At 45.3% G+C, this 19141-nt stretch carries 14 protein-coding genes and 3 pseudogenes; 11 read left to right on the forward strand and 6 right to left on the reverse strand.

What is annotated here, in order from left to right:
* Positions 1-3 precede the first annotated feature (3 nt).
* Positions 4-2273 (reverse strand): annotated as a pseudogene (locus PUN35_RS21550) (helix-turn-helix domain-containing protein).
* A 205-nt stretch (positions 2274-2478) separates the two neighbouring features.
* Here PUN35_RS21550 and rmgP point away from each other — a divergent pair.
* The 6 genes and pseudogenes from rmgP to PUN35_RS21580 all read left to right on the forward strand — a co-directional run bounded on the left by rmgP (position 2479) and on the right by PUN35_RS21580 (position 7074).
* Positions 2479-3444 carry a polygalacturonan/rhamnogalacturonan ABC transporter permease gene (rmgP, locus tag PUN35_RS21555; RefSeq protein ID WP_014480596.1) on the forward strand — a complete coding sequence of 322 codons (966 nt, stop codon included), beginning with the start codon at positions 2479-2481 and terminating at the stop codon, positions 3442-3444.
* Between the two features lie 7 nt (positions 3445-3451).
* Positions 3452-4573 carry an unsaturated rhamnogalacturonyl hydrolase gene (gene rmgQ, locus PUN35_RS21560; protein ID WP_031600812.1) on the forward strand — a complete coding sequence of 374 codons (1122 nt, stop codon included), beginning with the start codon at positions 3452-3454 and terminating at the stop codon, positions 4571-4573.
* A complete protein-coding gene (gene rmgS / locus PUN35_RS21565) occupies positions 4570-5073 on the forward strand; it encodes a rhamnogalaturonan transport/degradation protein RmgS (protein WP_072557169.1) in 504 nt (167 codons plus the stop codon). Before rmgQ ends, rmgS begins: the two co-directional genes overlap by 4 nt.
* Before the next feature lie 11 nt (positions 5074-5084).
* A pseudogene (locus tag PUN35_RS21570) lies at positions 5085-6327 on the forward strand (Gfo/Idh/MocA family oxidoreductase); the annotation flags it as partial.
* Positions 6321-6809: pseudogene (locus tag PUN35_RS21575) on the forward strand (YesL family protein); the annotation flags it as partial. The pseudogenes PUN35_RS21570 and PUN35_RS21575, both read left to right, overlap by 7 nt.
* A gap of 82 nt (positions 6810-6891) precedes the next feature.
* On the forward strand, positions 6892-7074 hold the full coding sequence (locus PUN35_RS21580) for a sporulation protein Cse60 (protein WP_003223398.1): 183 nt from the start codon (positions 6892-6894) through the stop codon (positions 7072-7074).
* Between the two features lie 36 nt (positions 7075-7110).
* Here PUN35_RS21580 and opuD read toward each other — a convergent pair whose 3' ends face one another.
* Together opuD and PUN35_RS21590 are read right to left on the reverse strand one after the other, a co-directional pair.
* Positions 7111-8649: a glycine betaine transporter OpuD gene (gene opuD, locus PUN35_RS21585; protein ID WP_015384403.1), complete on the reverse strand. Its 1539-nt coding sequence runs from the start codon at positions 8647-8649 to the stop codon at positions 7111-7113.
* 189 nt (positions 8650-8838) lie between these two features.
* On the reverse strand, positions 8839-10101 hold the full coding sequence (locus PUN35_RS21590) for a BaiN/RdsA family NAD(P)/FAD-dependent oxidoreductase (protein ID WP_072557170.1): 1263 nt from the start codon (positions 10099-10101) through the stop codon (positions 8839-8841).
* Positions 10102-10303: 202 nt separating this feature from the next.
* Between PUN35_RS21590 and murJ the strand changes: the two genes are divergently transcribed.
* Both murJ and PUN35_RS21600 read left to right on the forward strand, forming a co-directional pair.
* Positions 10304-11938, forward strand: coding sequence for a lipid II flippase MurJ (gene murJ / locus PUN35_RS21595; RefSeq protein ID WP_014480588.1), 1635 nt, complete (start codon positions 10304-10306; stop codon positions 11936-11938).
* A gap of 68 nt (positions 11939-12006) precedes the next feature.
* On the forward strand, positions 12007-12726 hold the full coding sequence (locus PUN35_RS21600; protein ID WP_014480587.1) for a pseudouridine synthase: 720 nt from the start codon (positions 12007-12009) through the stop codon (positions 12724-12726).
* A gap of 121 nt (positions 12727-12847) precedes the next feature.
* Here the strand turns inward: PUN35_RS21600 and PUN35_RS21605 are convergent, their stop codons facing one another.
* Positions 12848-13069 (reverse strand): DeoR family transcriptional regulator, encoded by a 222-nt coding sequence (locus tag PUN35_RS21605; protein ID WP_003152337.1) that lies wholly within the window; start codon positions 13067-13069, stop codon positions 12848-12850.
* Positions 13070-13358: 289 nt separating this feature from the next.
* Between PUN35_RS21605 and PUN35_RS21610 the strand changes: the two genes are divergently transcribed.
* On the forward strand, positions 13359-14069 hold the full coding sequence (locus tag PUN35_RS21610; protein ID WP_014480585.1) for an ABC transporter ATP-binding protein: 711 nt from the start codon (positions 13359-13361) through the stop codon (positions 14067-14069).
* Positions 14066-15223, forward strand: a complete 1158-nt coding sequence (locus PUN35_RS21615) for an ABC transporter permease (protein WP_014480584.1) — start codon at positions 14066-14068, stop codon at positions 15221-15223. The genes PUN35_RS21610 and PUN35_RS21615 overlap by 4 nt, the downstream gene beginning before the upstream one ends.
* 38 nt (positions 15224-15261) lie before the next feature.
* Here the strand turns inward: PUN35_RS21615 and pbuO are convergent, their stop codons facing one another.
* Complete coding sequence (pbuO, locus tag PUN35_RS21620) at positions 15262-16560, reverse strand: hypoxanthine/guanine permease PbuO (protein ID WP_014480583.1); 1299 nt, start codon at positions 16558-16560, stop codon at positions 15262-15264.
* 96 nt (positions 16561-16656) lie between these two features.
* Between pbuO and pepV the strand changes: the two genes are divergently transcribed.
* Complete coding sequence (pepV, locus tag PUN35_RS21625; protein ID WP_014480582.1) at positions 16657-18048, forward strand: dipeptidase PepV; 1392 nt, start codon at positions 16657-16659, stop codon at positions 18046-18048.
* Between the two features lie 33 nt (positions 18049-18081).
* On the opposite strand, the gene cysK is transcribed toward pepV, so the two are convergent.
* Entirely contained in the window at positions 18082-19017 is a 936-nt protein-coding gene (cysK, locus tag PUN35_RS21630; RefSeq protein ID WP_003229237.1) for a cysteine synthase A, read from the reverse strand.
* Positions 19018-19141 lie beyond the last annotated feature (124 nt).

Raw genomic sequence — 19141 nt, forward strand, 5'->3', positions numbered from 1 at the left:
TTTTTACATGCTTCTTTTTTGCTGGCGGTAGTTTCCCGGTGTAATCCCCTCCAGCTTTTTAAAAGACCTGATAAAATTTTGCGAGTTTTTATATTTCAGCTTTTCGGCAATGTCCTTGACCGCCATGTCTGTTTCGGCAAGCCAGCTTTTCGCCATATGGTGTCGGTAGCTTGAGACATACTCGCTGAATGAAATACCCATTTCTTTTTTGAAAATGCTGCTTAAATAATTTGGGTTGTAATGCAGCCTGCGCGCGATTTCGTCCAGTGTCAATTCGGATTCAAACTCATGATGGATGATATGAATGATGTTGTCGGAAATATTTTTGTACTGGGCATCCGCGCGGGCGTTCACTTTGTCTGTCATCGGATCAATAAACTCATTTTTTAGCCAGTTTTCGGTATCCTCGAACGTTTTCAGCTCAAAAATTTGGTCATACAGCATTTTGTTTTCTTCAAGCTCAAACAATTCGATCCCAAGCACATGCATCAGCTCAATCACATGGTTCAAAAAACGGGCGATGGCGATTTGAAATTGATACGGGTTGGTGTTCTGGGTGAAAATGGCTTGCAAAATCGCGTGCAGGCATTTATCCGCTTTCTCCTTGTCTCCTGCTTTAACGGCATCGAACAGCTCATGCTGAAGCTGCTTTGGAAAATGGGTTTTGAAGGTTTTTTTCTGGTCAAGGTCTTCGTAAAAGATGATCGACTTGTTTTCCGCTTTAAGCCGGTATTTCAACGCCTCCGAACCTTCAGCGTAGGCTGTTTTCGCCTTTGTCAGCGCATCAAACGGCTGGCTGACGCCGATGCTGACAGACAGCTGCAGCTCAGCTTCCGCTTTTTCCTGAATCATCCTTGCAGTCTCATTCAGCTCAGCCATGAATTCCTCCTTTGTCCCGCTTTGATTGATCAAAATCGTTGCCTGCTGTTTGTCCACCACGGCGGGGGCAAGATGTTTGTCCGTCGGGATGCTGCGCTCAATCAGGCTGTTGACGGCAAACAAAAGCAGATCCATATCTTTTTTCTCATAAGGTGTATGATTCAGTGTGTCAATTTGGAGCACAAGCAGGGCAAGGTGCCGCCAATTTTGCTTTAAGCCGAGGCTTTCAAAACGGTTATCAACCTCCTCATCCGTCAGTTTTCCAAGCATAAGCCTGACCATAAAATATTGCTGCAGATGAGTGGCCTGCTGCTTCATCGTTTCCTCAAGGTCGTCATTTCGGTCCTTCAGCTGCTTAAAGCTCTGTTCAATTAACTCAAATTCATTTTGAGGAGGCTGTTGTTTCTCTTGTATGGCTCCATGTCTTGCGAATGATTCGTAAAGCACCCTGATCGGCTTGTAAAAATGGCGGGAGCCAAGCCAAGCCATCCGATTGATTTGGCTTCTTTTTTTAACTCAGGCAGGGAAACGAGAGAAAAATAAGTCCATGTATTATAGTCAGATTTTTGATAGGTGACTTTATAATGAATCCGGTCAATCACTGTTTCAAACTGTCCGCTATTGGCGTTTTGCGCCAGCACTTTTTGGACAAAGCCGTCGTTATGAAGAGATTCACCAATGTCAGACATGTTGTTATGAAGGATAATGCGGCCTTTTTCATCGATGATAAACAGGTTGTTGGCGTTTGAATAGCCAGGCATATTTTTGACAAGCGAACAGCTCGGGATGCTTGCGGCGGCCAATCCCTTTGTATTTGTGCTGTTCAAAGGAAGCTGCTTAATTAAATTGATATTATAGCGGCAGTTTTCTGATGTGCCTTCTTTGGTTGAAATCAAATGATTGTTTTCCTCAAGCGCCCAATAGGAGCGGCTCGCTTTGTGTTTAGTGTACGCTGAGGCTTCTTCATGAAGAGTGTCTGTATTCAAACGGTACAAACCGGAATTGTTCATGTACCATTTTTTCGTATAACTGACTAACGTCATGTTGGACAGATCGGTATCAAAGCTTTGCAGATAATTGAGCTCTTGGTTCACTTGGTTATAGATTTGAAATTGGTCTGAGTGCAAAGGCTCGGACAATGTGCGAAGGAGAGGCGGCGAACTCACATAGTGGGTTAAAGAGTGATCGACGGTTTTCAATATATGTTCGATGCTTTGCTGGGTCTGCTGGAGTGTGTCGAATTTTTCCTCCGAAACGTTGGAAATAGCCGTTTTCTGAGAGTGCTCGTACGAAAACAATCCGACCAAAATAACCGGAATGGTGCTGAGCAGGCAGAAAAACGTGATCAGTTTGTAGTAAAACTTGTATTGGCTTCTTTTCATAAAACCCCCCATTTCATAACATCCACTTCACCTTAATACAATTAATCCAAAGATTGATAGATATTGTCAATAATCATTTTCTAATATCGGTGTCTTTTTTCTGCTGAACCCTTGATTATAAAGGGATAAAACAGGATGTGATCATATGATTGTAGACGGACTTTTGCCTGTTGCGCTACAGTGAATGCAAGAACCCGTGAAAGGAGGCTGGGAAAAAATGAAAACAGCAGAAGCGCAAGCGCCGGCTGTTGATGCAGTCATTTTTAAAAAAGAAAAAAGAAAGCGCTTACTAAGCAAGCTGAATCAGCAAAAATATTTGTACTTGATGATTTTGCCGGGGTGTATTTATTTTTTGCTTTTTAAGTATGTTCCGATGTGGGGAATTGTGATTGCGTTTCAGGATTATCAGCCGTTCCTCGGCATTTTGGGCAGTGAGTGGGTGGGGCTGAAGCATTTTATCAGGCTGTTTACTGAGCCTACATTTTTTCTCTTGTTAAAAAACACGCTCGTGTTATTTGCTTTGAACCTGGCCATATTTTTCCCGGTGCCGATACTGCTGGCGCTTTTATTGAACGAAGTGCGGATTGCTCTCTTTAAAAAATTTGTTCAGACGCTGATTTATATCCCGCATTTTATGTCTTGGGTCATTGTTGTATCACTTTCGTTTGTGCTGTTAACGGTAGACGGAGGCTTGATTAATGAACTGATTGTGTTTTTTGGCGGTGAAAAAATCAATTTTCTGCTGAACGAAGAATGGTTCCGGCCCCTGTATATTCTGCAGGTTATCTGGAGGGAAGCGGGCTGGTCGACGATCATTTATCTGGCGGCCATTACAGCGGTTGACCCCCAGCTGTATGAAGCGGCGAAAATGGACGGAGCGGGACGGCTGCGGCAAATGTGGCATATTACGCTTCCCGCCATTAAAAGCGTTATCGTCGTTTTGCTGATTTTGAAAATCGGAGACACGCTGGAGCTTGGCTTCGAGCATGTGTATTTGCTGTTAAATGCGACTAACAGGGAAGTGGCGGAAATTTTTGATACGTATGTTTATACTGCAGGGCTGAAACAGGGCCAATTCAGCTACAGTACAGCAGTCGGCGTATTTAAAGCGGCGGTCGGGCTGATTTTGGTCATGCTAGCGAATCGTTTGGCGAAGAAATTTGGCGAGGAAGGAATTTATTAAGAAAGGGATGGGATCAATGGATCAATCAATCGCTGTAAAATCGCCTCTTACGTACGCGGAGGCATTGGCAAAAACCATTATGAATACGTACACAGTCGAGGAGCTGCCTCCTGCAAACCGCTGGCACTACCATCAGGGTGTTTTCTTATGCGGTGTATTGCGGCTGTGGGAAGCAACCGGGGAAAAGCGGTATTTTGAGTATGCGAAGGCCTATGCAGATCTCTTAATCGATGATTATGGCAATCTATTATTTAGAAGAGATGAACTGGACGCCATTCAAGCTGGTCTCATTCTTTTTCCATTATACGAGCAGACGAAGGATGAACGGTATGTCAAAGCGGCAAAAAGGCTGCGCGGCTTATATAGAACACTGAACCGGACGTCTGAGGGCGGTTTTTGGCACAAAGACGGTTATCCATACCAAATGTGGCTTGACGGCTTATACATGGGGGGGCCGTTCGCACTGAAATATGCCAATCTGAAGCAGGAGCCGGAGCTGTTTGATCAGGTCGTGCTGCAGGAGTCATTGATGAGAAAGCATACGAAGGATGCAAAAACCGGACTCTTTTATCACGCCTGGGATGAAGCGAAAAAAATGCCTTGGGCCAATGAAGAGACAGGCTGTTCTCCGGAATTCTGGGCGCGTTCCATCGGGTGGTACGTCATGTCTCTTGCTGACATGATTGAAGAGCTGCCGAAGAAGCATCCAAACCGTCATGTGTGGAAAAACACGCTGCGGGACATGATTAAAAGCATCTGCCGCTATCAAGACAAAGAGACGGGGTTATGGTATCAGATCGTTGATAAGGGAGACAGGTCCGATAACTGGCTGGAAAGCTCAGGATCCTGCCTGTACATGTACGCACTTGCGAAGGGAATCAATCAAGGCTATCTAGACAGAGCTTACGAAACAACACTACTAAAAGCGTATCAAGGCTTGATTCAGCATAAAACCGAAACATCAGAAGACGGAGCGTTTCTCGTCAAAGACATATGTGTCGGAACGTCAGCCGGTTTCTATGACTATTATGTCAGCCGCGAAAGAAGCACAAACGATCTGCACGGAGCCGGCGCGTTTATTTTAGCTATGACAGAGCTGGAGCCTCTTTTTAGGTCAGCCGGGAAATGACAAAAAGGATACGTACGGCTTTGTATGTGATCGTCTCAGTCCTCTTTTTGGCATCATGCTCAAGCAGGCCGGACGGAATGCATGTCATTCTCTTTTCTGATATGCAGGCTGGCGTACAGGAAAAAATAAAAAAGGCCGCCGAGCAGAATGCCGGGAAGATCGATATCTTTCCAGCTTTTCAGGAAAAACTGCTGACTGAAATTACCGCCCATGAGGGAGATGTTTTCATCGTGCCTGAAGACATGTTTCAAGCTTACGATGATCCGGAAAATTTTCAGCCGTTAAACGGATTGCCTCCTAAAAAAACATCTCCTTATACAACTGTTAATAAAAAAACAGGAGAAAAAACGATCTATGCCGTTCAGATCGAAAAAGGGAAAAAACGGCTGAACGGCTATTCTTTTCGATTGAATCGCAATATGGCGGCGTTTATTCCTGTGTATGCTGAAAAAACAGAGGAAGCGCTGCAGCTGATTTCTCAACTAACTGAAGCCCGATAGAGGTGAGGATATTGAAGAACATCGTCTTTTGCGGATTGAGCAGCAGAGCATTCAGTATGTTTATCAAACCGCTGTTGGAGCGGTTTTCAACTCATTATGAGATTACGGGATTGCTGGATGCCGATCCGAAACGTTTTGCCGTTTGCAAAAAGAAATTTCCCGAGCTGGCCCACGTGCCCGAGTTTAGCGAAGATGCTTTTGACGAGATGATGCGCGTGTCAAAGCCTGATATCGTCATTGTGGCAGGCAGGGACGATACGCATGTCACATATATTGTAAAAAGCCTTCAGTGGAATACAGATGTAATTACTGAAAAACCAATGGTGACAACAGTGCAGGATGCGAATCTGGTGCTTGAAGCGGAGGCCAAAAGCGAAGGAAAAGTCACCGTCGCGTTTAACTATCGCTACAGCCCGTTTCATCGGAAAATAAAAGAAATGATTCTGGACGGAAAAATAGGCAGGGTCACCTCCGTTGATTTAAATTGGTATATTGATACGTATCATGGCGCCAGCTATTTTAAACGCTGGAACAGGTCGAGACAGTTTTCCGGGGGTCTTTCTGTCCATAAATCAACACATCACTTTGATCTCGTCAATTGGTGGCTCGGGCAAAATCCGGAAGAGGTATTTGCTTATGGCGCCTTGAATTACTATGGGCCGGACAGTGAGTGGAACCCCTTGCCGGAAGAAGACGGGCGTTTTTGCGGGACGTGCCGGGTCAAAGAAAAATGCCACTACTATTCAAGGTGGCATCCCCGTTCCTCTAAAGCTTCTATAAAGGATGATCATCTCGAAGCAGGAGACCAGTCCAGCTTATATACTGCATACAGGCCTGACGCGTGTATTTTTGACGAGGAAATTGACATCGAGGATACGTACGTGGCGGCAGTCAAATATGATGGCGGCGCACTGTTAAGCTACTCGATTATTTTTTCGGCCCCGTATGAAGGTTACCGGCTGACGATCAACGGCACAAAAGGGCGTATTGAATCAAATGAATTTCACGTCCAGAATTCCGTTTGCTTTTCCTGAGCAGACAATCGAATACTATCCGCTTTTTGAATCAAAGCAGACGATACAAGTGGTCAAAAATGAAGGGGGGCATGGCGGAGGTGATCCGCTTTTGCTTGAGGATCTTTTTTTAGGGAAAGACCCGCTGCGCCGCTATGATATTTTAGCCGGGGCTGAAGCTGGAGCCTACTCCATCGCGGTTGGTGAGGGAATGTGGCGCTCGGTTGCCGAAAAGAAGCCGAGGACAACGTTCCGGTGCTCAAAACGTTTTGGCAGGAATATAAGGGTGAATTTTTTCGTTCAAATCTGCTCGGCGCTGTACTGGCGCTCATCGGAGTGATCATTTATATTGATTTGGCCTTCATTTATCCAAGTCATTCCCTTCTGCACATCCTGCGCTTCGCCATTATGATATTTGGCTTTTTGTTCGTATCCATGCTTTTTTATGTGTTTCCGCTGCTTGTCCATTTTGACTGGAAAAAACGTCTGTATGTGAAATTTTCGCTCTTGCTCAGTGTGGCGTATTTGCAATATACGTTTGCTATGCTTGCGCTGACTGTTGCTCTTTTTTTCTTGCTTGCGTACCTGCCGGACATTGTCCCTTTTTTCAGCGTCAGCCTTATCAGCTACTGTCATATGCGCATTGTTTATGCCGTGCTGCTGAAAGTGGAGCAGCAAGGCGGCGAGCCACAGAGGGAATCCCATATACGGAAAGCTTTTTAACCGGAAACGAGATAATCATCCTTTCTCTATCATAACGCTGTTCCAAACGGAATAGATTGATAGAGAAAGGAGAGCGGATAAAATGCTGAAGGTAGCGGTATTTGATGAAGAGCATGAAAAAGACTTACAGACGGAAATCAATTCATTTTTAAAAGGGATATCGGAGGAGCAGCTGATTGATATCAAATATACGGTTTCGGCCGCGTGCGACCCAGACGGCGAGCAGCTTTACTGTTTTTCCGCCCTTATTTTATATCGCAAATAAAAAGATCTTTCCGCAGGCGCGGAAAGATCTTTTTTGTTAATATGCTTTTTTCACTCTTGGACTTCTCGGTTTATCGAGTTTCTCCGCTTTTTTGATCTCTCTTCTTTCTTTTGAGAGCGATTGATAGAGAGAGGCAATCATCAGCAGGATAACGATAGAAAACGGCAGCGCTGCCAGAATCGCTGTGTTCTGCAAAGCGGCAAGCCCTCCGGAATATAGGAGCACAGCCGCCATGGCGGACTGAATGATACCCCAGCTGAGTTTCACAGAATTCGCCGGATTTAAAGAACCGTACGACGTCTGCATGCCCAGCACGAATGTAGCTGAATCAGCAGACGTGATAAAGAATACTGCGATCAGAATCAATGCAAGGATCGATGTCACCATTGTCAGCGGATAGTGATCAAGTGTTCCGAACAGCATCGTTTCAGTGGACAGCTTTGCTACATTGAACGTGCCTTTTTGCTGGAGATCCATGGCTGATACGCCGAAAATGGAGAACCATAGAAATGTCAAAATACAAGGTGTCACCAAGACGCCAATTAAAAATTCTCGGATCGTCCGGCCTCTGGATACACGGGCGATGAAAATGCCGACAAATGGAGACCAGGAAATCCACCATGCCCAATAGAAAATCGTCCAGCTGTTAATCCATTCGCGTTTTTCAGGATCGTTCGGTGTCAGTCTGAAGCTCATTTGAACGATATTTTGAATGTATTGTCCGATAGAATCTGTAAATGAGTTCATGATCAGCACTGTAGGCCCGACAACGAGCATAAACAACATTAACAATCCGGCCAATACCATGTTTGTGTTGCTTAAATACTTAATTCCTTTTCCGAGTCCGCTCCACGCAGAAAGTAAAAAGAGCACTGTCACAATAATGATTAAAACCAATTGGACGATAAACGCATTCGGAATGCCGAACAGGTAATTCAAACCGCCGTTAATTTGGGTTGCGCCAAGACCAAGACTTGTTGACACCCCGACAACAGTGGCGAAAACTGCAATACAGTCAATGGCCTTTCCGATCGGTCCGTTTACTTTATCCCCGAGAATCGGTGACAGTGTGCTGCTGATTAACCCGGGTGCGCCTTTGCGGAATTGGAAATAGGCAATGCATAATGCCACAATGGCATAAATGGCCCAAGCGTGCAAACCCCAGTGGAAAAACGTATAGCGGAGTGCATCTCTGAAGGCTTGGGGGGTTTCTGTTTCACCTGATGGAGAGCTAATTGCGTAATGGCTGATCGGTTCAGCCGCACCGTAGAATACTAAGCCGATTCCCATGCCTGCGCTGAACAGCATGGCAAACCATGATAATAACCCGAATTCCGGTTTTTCATCAGGCTTTCCGAGTTTGATTTTTCCGATCGGGCTGAAAATCAAAAAGAGACAAAACCCGACAAACAAAGAGACAACTAAAAGATAATACCAACCAAATGAATCGGTAATAAATGCTTGTGCCGATTGAGACACATTTTGCAGGCTGTCAGGAGAAATAACACCCCATAATACAGCTGCAGCTGTGATTGCAATCACAATCCAAAATACACTAGATATATGTTTCAACATTTCTCACCCTCTAATAATTTTTTGTGTACGCCTATATCTTGCTCGCAGGCTTAGTATGGTCGTACGATGGCAGCTCATTCCTCTCTTAAAATTACCCCGCAATCAGGTGAAACAAAACAAGTCTCACCCTAACATGAATGCGGGGAATGTTCAAATGTGAGTTTGGCGGCAAGAGGTTTAAAGTAATGGTTAAGAACGGGCGTATTGTCCGGCATTTAGCCCTGCAAGCCTGCCTGTGACAAGGGCGGAGGTAATATTGTATCCGCCTGTGTAGCCGTGGATATCCAGGATTTCACCGCAAAAATAAAGCCCCTCCATTTTTTTAGAAGCCATTTTTTTCGGGTCAATTTCTTTTACAGATACCCCGCCTCCCGTGACAAATGCCTTATCAAGCGACAGTGTGCCATTTGCGAGGACAGTAAACTGCTTGCAGTCCCTTACAAATTGTCTGAAAGGATCCTTCGGCAGCTCAGAAAACGATACGTTCGGAGAGATGCCGTTTTTTTCGAGCAGGAATAGGAGATAGCGCTCCTGCATCCAAGGCTTCAGCACGTTTTTAATGGTTTTTTTCGGTGCTTCCTTCAGTTCTTTATACATCTTTTGGAAAAGCGTTTCTTCATTGATATCCGGATACAAGTCGATTCTGATCGGTACTTGAGGCTGTTTTTTCAGCTCTTTTACGACAAATTGGCTGCATCTGAGAATGGCAGGTCCTGAGAGGCCGAAATGGGTAAACAGCATGTCCATTTTATGTGTGATAATCGGTTTGCCTTTTTTATTTAACACACTGACGGCTACATCTCTTAGTGATAAGCCCTGAAGTGTTTTTTGCTTAATGAACGGTTCGCTAGAAGTGACGGGAACCTCTGTCGGAAACAGCTCTGTTATGGTATGTCCCGCGGCTTCAGCCCATTCATAGCCGTCTCCCGTGCTTCCGGTATGAGGCACGCTTTTACCGCCGACAGCGATAATGACTGCCTGGCTATGGATCATTTCGCCATTATTCGTCACAATCCCTGCTGCCTGTCCATCTTCATATATAACAGATTTAATTTTCTCGTTCGTTCTGATTGTTACGCGGAGCTGCTTCAGCCTGTTTAACAGCGCGTCAACGACACTTTGGGCTTTGTCGGTCACAGGAAACATCCGGCCGTGATCCTCTTCCTTCAATTGAATGCCGAGGTTTTCAAAAAACTTGATAATGTCTTCATTATTAAATTCAGAAAACGCGCTGTATAAAAAACGCCCGTTGCCGGGGATGTGCTTGATAATTTCTTCCACAGGAAGGCGGTTCGTCACATTACAGCGGCCGCCCCCGGAAATCGCGAGTTTCCGTCCTAATTTATTTCCTTTATCTATCAGCAACACGCCAGCGCCCTGTTCTCCTGCTGCAATCGCAGCCATCAAGCCTGAAGGGCCTCCGCCGATTACAATTACGTCATATTGTTTCATCTTTATCATCAACTTTCTTTTCATTTCGTGTGCGGACACCCCGTCCGCAGTACTATTATAGCGAAAGAAAGCCGCTCCTTAAACGTCTTTTGCCGCGGACATGAATGTTCACAGGATTGCTTTTGTATTTATTACCGTCTAAATGCCCAGTTGTGGTAAAATAGAAAAGTTGAATCTTCGTAGAAAATGGTGATGAAGAAACATGTCAAGCAAACTGTTAAGAGGCACGTTTGTATTAACGCTCGGTACATATATATCGCGGATTCTGGGGATGGTCTATTTAATTCCCTTCAGCATTATGGTCGGGGCGACAGGCGGTGCATTATTTCAATACGGATACAACCAATACACTTTATTTTTGAATATTGCTACGATGGGCTTTCCGGCCGCTGTTTCTAAATTTGTTTCCAAATATAATTCAAAAGGGGATTATGAGACAAGCAGGAAAATGCTCAAGGCGGGCATGTCGGTTATGCTCGTCACAGGAATGATAGCCTTTTTCATTCTGTATCTATCGGCTCCGATGTTTGCGGAAATATCGCTGGGAGGCAAGGATAATAACGGCTTGACAATTGATCATGTCGTTTATGTCATCCGCATGGTCAGCTTAGCGCTTTTGGTCGTACCGATTATGAGCCTTGTCCGCGGATTCTTTCAAGGGCACCAAATGATGGGTCCGACAGCTGTTTCCCAAGTCGTTGAACAGATTGTCCGCATCATCTTTCTATTGAGTGCGACATTCTTGATTTTGAAGGTTTTCAACGGCGGCCTTGTCATCGCTGTGGGCTATGCAACCTTCGCAGCGCTGATCGGTGCCTTCGGGGGGCTGGTCGTGCTTTATATTTATTGGAACAAACGGAAGGGCAGCCTGCTGGCGATGATGCCGAATACGGGTCCGACAGCAAACCTAAGCTACAAAAAAATGTTTTTCGAGCTGTTCAGCTATGCTGCTCCGTACGTTTTTGTCGGACTAGCCATCCCTTTGTATAACTATATTGATACAAATACGTTTAACAAAGCGATGATTGAAGCCGGTCATCAAGCCATCAGCCAGGACATGCTTGCGATTCTAACCCTGTATGTTCAGAAGCTCGTGATGATCCCGGTTTCCCTAGCAACTGCTTTCGGACTGACATTAATTCCAACGATTACTGAATCGTTTACAAGCGGAAACTATAAGCTGTTAAATCAGCAGATTAATCAAACGATGCAGACGATCCTGTTTTTAATTATTCCGGCTGTTGTCGGGATCTCTCTATTGTCAGGACCGACGTATACGTTCTTTTACGGGTCAGAGAGCCTTCACCCTGAACTGGGGGCAAACATTTTGCTATGGTATTCGCCAGTCGCGATTTTGTTCTCTTTGTTTACAGTCAACGCAGCCATTCTGCAGGGCATCAATAAGCAAAAATTTGCGGTTGTCAGCCTTGTGATCGGTGTCGTGATCAAGCTTGTGCTGAATGTTCCGCTGATCAAGCTGATGCAGGCTGACGGAGCGATTTTAGCGACGGCGCTTGGATATATCGCTTCCCTTTTATATGGGTTTATCATGATTAAGCGCCATGCAGGCTATTCGTATAAGATACTAGTTAAACGAACTGTTTTGATGCTTGTATTATCAGCCATTATGGGTATTGCCGTGAAAATCGTGCAGTGGGTATTAGGCTTCTTTATTTCCTATCAGGATGGCCAGCTGCAAGCTGCGATTGTTGTGGTGATCGCGGCCGCTGTTGGCGGAGCTGTCTACCTGTATTGCGGCTACCGATTAGGATTTTTACAGAAAATTTTAGGCCGCCGTTTGCCAGGTTTCTTAAGGAAAGGCAGACATGCAGGCTGATGAACTAGATATGATGAAACTGAGGGCTCGCATGCTGCGGGCTTTCTTTTATAAAGGAGAGATTGGGAATGAGACTTGATAAGCTGCTTGCCAACAGCGGGTATGGTTCCAGAAAAGAAGTCAAAGCCGTTGTAAAGGCTGGAGCCGTGATGATCGACGGCAAACCTGCCAAAGATGTAAAGGCGCACGTTGATCCTGATACGCAGGAGGTGACCGTATACGGGGAACCGGTTGATTATCGAGAGTTCATTTATCTTATGATGAATAAACCGCAGGGCGTGCTGTCGGCGACTGAGGACAGCCGGCAGCAAACAGTGGTCGATCTGCTGACGCCGGAGGAGATGAGATTTGAGCCATTTCCAGCCGGCAGGCTTGATAAAGATACAGAGGGCTTTTTGCTGCTCACAAATGATGGCCAGCTCGCACATCGGCTCCTTTCTCCTAAAAAGCATGTTCCAAAAACGTATGAAGTCCATTTAAAATCACAGATTTCTAGGGAAGACATCTCCGATTTGGAAACGGGTGTCTACATAGAGGGCGGCTATAAAACAAAGCCGGCAAGAGCGGAAATCAAAACAAACGACAGTGGCAATACCGTGATATACCTGACAATTACAGAAGGAAAATACCATCAGGTCAAGCAAATGGCAAAGGCAGTCGGCAATGAAGTGGTTTATTTGAAGCGGCTTTCGATGGGACGCGTTTCCCTAGATCCCGCTCTGGCACCCGGAGAATACCGTGAGCTGACAGAGGAAGAGCTTCATTTGCTCAATGAGCCGCAAGCATGACAAAAACCCCGCATATCGAATGCGGGGTTTTATTTATAAGCACACAAAAACAAGGCTCAGTAGTTTCTTCGCCCTGTTATCTATCGGACCGCTCTCAGGCGGCCCTATGTAATTTTTCAATTTATGAGGTAATCTTTACTTTCTTTCTCGTTGTCTCCCACTTGCCACGGCTTGGACTATGAACAAGATCATTATATGCCAACACATTTAAGTCTCTTTGAATCGTTCTAGGTGTAATGCCGAATTCGTCAACCAGTTCCTGTGTTGTCACAAGACCTTTTTCTTGGATAAACATGTAAACTGATTTGATTCGAGTTAGCATACGGTTTGTTGAAGGTTTCAAAAAACCACTCCCTATCATAAGATCGGATGGACTTGACTAACCACAACTCACGACTATCAACTGCGTACGAAATAGCAACAAAGGCAGACATCTGTAATTGTTAAAATAATTCGCCCTCATTATACACGATATTGCAGTGATGAATCTAGGGATAACTCCTATTAATTTTTTCCAATTCGCGTTGGGCAGCCATCCTTGTTGGATTACTATGTATTTCGGCTCAATATTATTATGGTTAAAGAAACTTTTTTTATTCTGTTTCGTAGTAAATTTTGGAGGTGGGTGAGTTTTGACAAATTTGCTTGAAGCTTCAATAGAACAGGCCGGGTATACAAGCCGAAAAAAAGTGCTCACCGATGTTTTTCTGGAAGTCAGAAAAGGGGAACTAGTTGGACTGATCGGAGCTAACGGCGCCGGAAAAAGCACCGCAATCAAGGCGATACTCGGCCTTTCAGAAGATTTTAAAGGGCATATTGCCTGGAACGACTGTTCATTTGCATATATTCCGGAGCATCCGTCCTTTTACGAAGAACTGACGCTGTGGGAGCATTTGGATCTGATCAGCACACTCCACGGCATTGAAGGGAGAGAATTTGTGCATCGGGCCCAAAGCCTGCTGCAGACGTTTTCGCTTGATCATGTCAAACATGAGCTGCCTGTCACCTTTTCGAAGGGCATGCAGCAAAAACTAATGCTTATCCAGGCCTTTCTCTCTAAGCCGGATATGTATGTGATTGATGAACCGTTTATCGGCCTTGATCCGATATCGACGAAACGCTTTGTGGACATGCTTAAGGCTGAAAAAGAACGTGGAGCCGGAATTCTTATGTGCACGCATGTACTCGATACCGCGGAAAAAATCTGTGACCGGTTTTATATGATTGAGAAAGGTTCATTATTTCTCCAAGGCACGTTAAAAGATATTCAGGACAAGACCGGATTAGAGGGGCAGTCATTGCTTGACTGTTTTTATAAGGCAGTTCAAGGTGATCGGCTATGAACGGGCGTACGCTCTTTTTTCGAAGGCTGTTTGACTATTACAAGTATCAGTTTAAAGTGTTGCATGCGGTCATTGACTGGACAGTCGCTCTCTATATTGTTTTGCCGGCGATTGCTTTTGTCATCTATCAGTATATTGATTTGATGAATGGAAGAGGCCTTCTTTATGAGTGGTCTGAAGTGGCGGAGTGGAGATGGCTGTACGCTGTGTGTGGGCTGATCATGTTTACAGGCTCGATTCGTACATTTTTAATGGAAGCGGACAAAGTGTTTTTGCTGCAAAAGAAAGAAATCATCTATCAACTCAAACGGTACGCGCTTTTGTATTCTTTTCTCGTCACGATGGCTAAATGGCTGCTTCTCTTTTTCATTGTCCTTCCCTTGATCAGTCATTCTGTTCACATCACATTCGCAGAAAGCACTGCTCTATTGTGTTATTTGTTTGGCCTTCATATATTCTTTTTATCCTTAAAGCAAGACAGGATCAGAAAGCCGCGCTCTATTTCGAGATGGATTGGTGATATCCTTGTCAGAGCTATATTTTTTGCTGGTTCTGCTATCCTGATTGTTTTGACTCAGTGGCACTTGCTTGCGCTTTTTGGCATTTTATTTTTGCTTTTCTCAGTTATCCGCAGTTTGAAAAAGACGGCTTCGTTCACGGCTTTTGAAGCTGAGGTGACTGAAGAGAAAAAAAGCAGGCTTGCCCTTGCAGGACTTGTGATGATGATGAGTCAGGAGGCGGGAATGCCAAAAGTAAAAGACAGGATGAGAAGAAAACCGTTATTATACCGAAATTCAAAAAGGATATTTAAAAGACGAACGATCTGCACAGGCTATAAGGAATTGTTTTTTAAAGTCATGCTGAGGAATGGCGAGTATGCGAGGCAGATGTACATGCTATTGTCAGCTTTCACCGTTCTCATATTTGTTTCCCCAATTTGGCTGAAGGTGATTGCGCTGCTGGTATATACAGGGGTTTGCCGTTATATCCTGACGCTTATTTTTGACAAGGTCATGGATGCCCCTTTTTTAATTGGCACCGATAAGGAAAGGGATGAATATTATCGGGCCAGAAAAAACTGTATCAACATCCTGCACTATGCGTTTGCCGCCTGTTGTTTTTTAGCGGCCGCTGTCTCTTTATTGTTTACATAAAAAACCCAAACGACGACGTTTGGGTTTTTTGGTCTATGTTATAAAATAAACAGCTGGATGAAAAACAGAATGGCGAAAACGATGACGAGCGGATGAATCTCTCTCCATTTTCCCCGCGCCGCTTTTACGATCGGATATGAAATAAAGCCAAGCGCAATTCCTGTAGAAATGCTGGATGTCAAAGGCATGGCCAGAATGACGAGAAACGCTGGAAATGCCTCGTCCATCTCTTTCCAGTTCATATTGGAAACCGAGCCCATCATCAAGCTGCCGACGATAATCAAAGCAGGCGAGGTGATGGCGGCTATACCGGACAAGGCGCTGACAAGCGGACTGAAAAACATTGAAGCCGCAAACATCACCGCGACAGTCAAAGCCGTAAGCCCCGTTCTTCCCCCGGCTGCGACACCGGCGGAAGATTCGATAAATGCGGTCGTCGGACTTGTGCCGAAAACAGCTCCTACTGTCGTCGCTGTTGAATCAGCAAGCAGCGCTTTTCGCACGTTAGGCAGCTTGTTGTTTTTCATCAGCCCGGCTTGCTCGGCAACTCCGATCATCGTGCCTGTCGTATCAAAAATGGTGACTAATAGAAAAGAAAAGACGACAGCGTACAGGCCGTGATGAATGACATCGCCAAAAGCGGTAAATGGATTTGAGATCATCAATCCTTCCGGCAAATGAGGAAGCGACATAAATCCCTTTGGAAAATGGAGCTGACCGGTGAAAAAGGCGATCAAAGCGGTAGCTGCCATTCCGATAAATAAAGCGCCGCTTACATTCAGCACCATCAGGACCACGCTGATCAAAAGGCCAACCAGCGTTAAGATAACACCAGGTGAATGCAGATTGCCGAGAGTGACCAGGTTTGACTCATCAGCTGCCACAATGCCCGCTTGACGCAAACCGATAAAAGCAATAAACAGCCCGATCCCAGTTGTGATCCCGTATTTTAAATTGTTTGGAATCGCTTCTATAAGTTGTTTTCTTAAAGGCGTTAACGATAGAATAATGAAGAGAACCCCTGCTGTAAATACTGCGCTGAAAGCTGTTGCGTACGTGATGCCGCCATCGCTTGCGCTTACGACATGAAAGGCTAAATAAGCGTTCAAGCCCATGCCGGGCGCAATAGCAATCGGATAATTTGCTGCCAGGGCCATCCACAGCGTTCCGACAATGGAGGCAATAATCGTTGCGGTGAACACCTGGTCGAAAGGAACCCCGGCGTTAGCCAGAATGACCGGATTGACCACGACGATATAGACCATTGTGAAAAAGGTCGTCAGCCCTGCTATGATTTCTTGCTTTATGGATGTTTGCTGCTCTTTTAGATGAAACATAGTATCCTCCAATTACGAACGTTTTAACAAAACACCATTAATATTATTCGTTTTATTTGGTTTTTGCAAGTCATTTCTTGCGGAAAGGGGATCATTATGAACTGGGAAGTTGAAGTGATCAGAAAAAAAGAGGATTTAATTCGTGATACGCAGGAATTTTTGAGAATCAACAGTGTCATGGACGAAACAACCGCCGGACCCGGTAAACCGTTTGGAGAAGGGGTAAACGCCAGCCTGACTTCATTGCTGGAGCTTGGAGAAAAAGAAGGCTTTACAACAAAAAATCTTGACGGCTTTGCAGGTCATATTGAATGGGGGGAGGGCGATGACATTATCGGCGTACTTTGCCATGTTGACGTCGTGCCGCCGGGAGATGGGTGGACGAGTGATCCATTTTCAGCTGAAATCCGCAACGGACGGATTTATGCAAGGGGCGCCATTGATGACAAAGGCCCGACAATGGCGGCATTCTACGCGCTGAAAATCGTGAAAGACATGAATTTGCCCCTGTCCAAGCGAGTCAGAATGATTATCGGAACAGATGAAGAAAGTGATTGGAGATGCGTAGAGCATTATTTCAAGCATGAAGAAATGCCAACAATGGGCTTTGCGCCTGACGCCGATTTTCCGATCATTAATGCGGAAAAAGGGATCATCGATGCTTCTTTACTTATTCCACACCGTCCAAATCAAGCAGAACCAAAGGCAGTGCTTGTCTCGTTTCAATCAGGCCTTCGTTTGAACATGGTGCCTGATGCTGCGGAAGCTGTCATTGAAGGGCCGAAAAATGAAGAGATTCTGTCTTCATTTAAAGACATGCTCCGCACGACGGACCAAAAAGGGGAAGCTGCAATAGAGAACGGACAGCTCATTTTGCGTATGTACGGTCTTTCCTGCCATGCGATGGAACCGAACAATGGGATCAATGCCGGTATTTTATTGTGCGAATTTCTCCAGCAGACTGAGCTTGACGATGCAGGAAAGCGGTTTGTGCAAGTTGTGACAGATAAGTTCTCAGGTGATACAAGAGGAAAAAAACTGGACATCGACTGTGAGGATGAAATCAGCGGTGAGCTGACATTAAATGTCGGAACACTGCGCTATAAAGAAGGGCAAGGAGGCGAGCTCGGGATCAATATCCGCTATCCTGTGACAGCAGAAAGCAAAGCGATTCGCGATGCATTCGAAAGTGCATCTGAATTTGATCTGGGAGAATTCAAAGACAGCAAGCCGCATCACGTGACCGCAGATCATCCGTTAGTCAAAACCCTGCAAAAGGTTTATGAAGGCCAGCTGGGTAAAAAAGCTGACTTAATCTCAATCGGCGGGGGGACATATGCGAGATCCTTAAAAGCCGGTGTCGCGTTCGGCCCGCTGTTCCCCGGACGCCCTGACAGCGCACACCAAAAGGATGAATATATCGAAATTGATGACCTGCTGAGATCGACAGCGTTATATGCTCAGGCCATTTACGAGCTTGCAAAATAAAAGGACCGGCTTCTGCTGAAGCCAGTCCTTTTTTTAAATAAATGACCATAAATCAGTTGATAAGTACCGTTCTCCTGTATCAGCTGTCATGCAGACCACAACTTTGTCAGGAGAGAGGCGTTTCGCTGTTTCGATTGCCGCGAAGCAGGCAGCGCCTGATGAAGGACCGACAAGAATTCCTTCTTCAGCAGCAAGCCGTCTTGTCGTCGTATACGCGTCTTCATCAGAGATTTTGATAATTTCATCATAAACGTCTTCATTTAAAATCGGCGGTATAAAGCCTGGGCTCGTTCCTACAAGTTTATGCGCGCCAGGTTTTCCGCCGGATAATACAGGCGAACCCGCTGGCTCAACAACATGAACCGTGATATCCGGAAAAAGCTCTTTGAGCGCCTCACCTGTTCCGGTAATGGTTCCGCCCGTTCCAGAGGAGGCGACAAAAGCGCCGAGCGGTTTTCCGATTTCCTCTATTGCCCGGGCGATTTCAGGCGCTGTTGTTTTCCGGTGCGCATCAGGATTAGCAGTGTTATCGAACTGCATTGGAATATAGCTGTTCGGAATTTGTTCGGCAAGCTCCTTCGCTTTTTTGATGCTGCCCGGCATTCTTTCCTCTCCGGGAGTTAATACAACCTCTGCACCGTAAGCTTTAAGCAGGTTGATCCGTTCCTTCGTCATCGTATCAGGCATAACTAAGATTGCTTTATATCCGCGTGCTGCCGCATTCATGGCGAGCCCGATTCCGGTATTTCCGCTTGTCGGCTCTATAATAACTGATCCCGGCTTGAGTAAACCGTTTTGTTCAGCTTCTATGATCATTTGATAAGCGGCTCTGTCTTTCACACTGCCGCTCGGATTGAAAAATTCAAGCTTCAAATAGACTTGTGCCGCATTTTCCGGCTGAAGCCGATTCAATCTCACTAGCGGTGTATCTCCTATCAGATCAGCTGTGTTTGCAACGATTTTCAACATTGTCATTCCTTTCTGAATAAAACAAGTGTCATATAATATCCTAACATAATAAACGTTTGTGCGAGAGTGTTTTCATACACTGTTCCTCTATCCGCACAGCCTCTTTATTGATAAAATAATAGCT

Source organism: Bacillus sp. N3378-2at, from assembly GCF_033412715.1.
GTDB classification, from domain to species: Bacteria; Bacillota; Bacilli; order Bacillales; family Bacillaceae; genus Bacillus; species Bacillus subtilis.

Excerpts from the sequence above, each read along its gene's own strand:
- rmgP (WP_014480596.1), top strand. The coding sequence starts at position 2,479 with ATGAAAACAGCAGAAGCGCAAGCGCCGGCTGTTGATGCAGTCATTTTT.
- rmgQ (WP_031600812.1), top strand. The coding sequence starts at position 3,452 with ATGGGATCAATGGATCAATCAATCGCTGTAAAATCGCCTCTTACGTAC.
- rmgS (WP_072557169.1), top strand. The coding sequence starts at position 4,570 with ATGACAAAAAGGATACGTACGGCTTTGTATGTGATCGTCTCAGTCCTC.
- PUN35_RS21580 (WP_003223398.1), top strand. The coding sequence starts at position 6,892 with ATGCTGAAGGTAGCGGTATTTGATGAAGAGCATGAAAAAGACTTACAG.
- opuD (WP_015384403.1), bottom strand. The coding sequence starts at position 8,649 with ATGTTGAAACATATATCTAGTGTATTTTGGATTGTGATTGCAATCACA.
- PUN35_RS21590 (WP_072557170.1), bottom strand. The coding sequence starts at position 10,101 with ATGAAACAATATGACGTAATTGTAATCGGCGGAGGCCCTTCAGGCTTG.
- murJ (WP_014480588.1), top strand. The coding sequence starts at position 10,304 with ATGTCAAGCAAACTGTTAAGAGGCACGTTTGTATTAACGCTCGGTACA.
- PUN35_RS21600 (WP_014480587.1), top strand. The coding sequence starts at position 12,007 with ATGAGACTTGATAAGCTGCTTGCCAACAGCGGGTATGGTTCCAGAAAA.
- PUN35_RS21615 (WP_014480584.1), top strand. The coding sequence starts at position 14,066 with ATGAACGGGCGTACGCTCTTTTTTCGAAGGCTGTTTGACTATTACAAG.
- pbuO (WP_014480583.1), bottom strand. The coding sequence starts at position 16,560 with ATGTTTCATCTAAAAGAGCAGCAAACATCCATAAAGCAAGAAATCATA.
- pepV (WP_014480582.1), top strand. The coding sequence starts at position 16,657 with ATGAACTGGGAAGTTGAAGTGATCAGAAAAAAAGAGGATTTAATTCGT.
- cysK (WP_003229237.1), bottom strand. The coding sequence starts at position 19,017 with ATGTTGAAAATCGTTGCAAACACAGCTGATCTGATAGGAGATACACCG.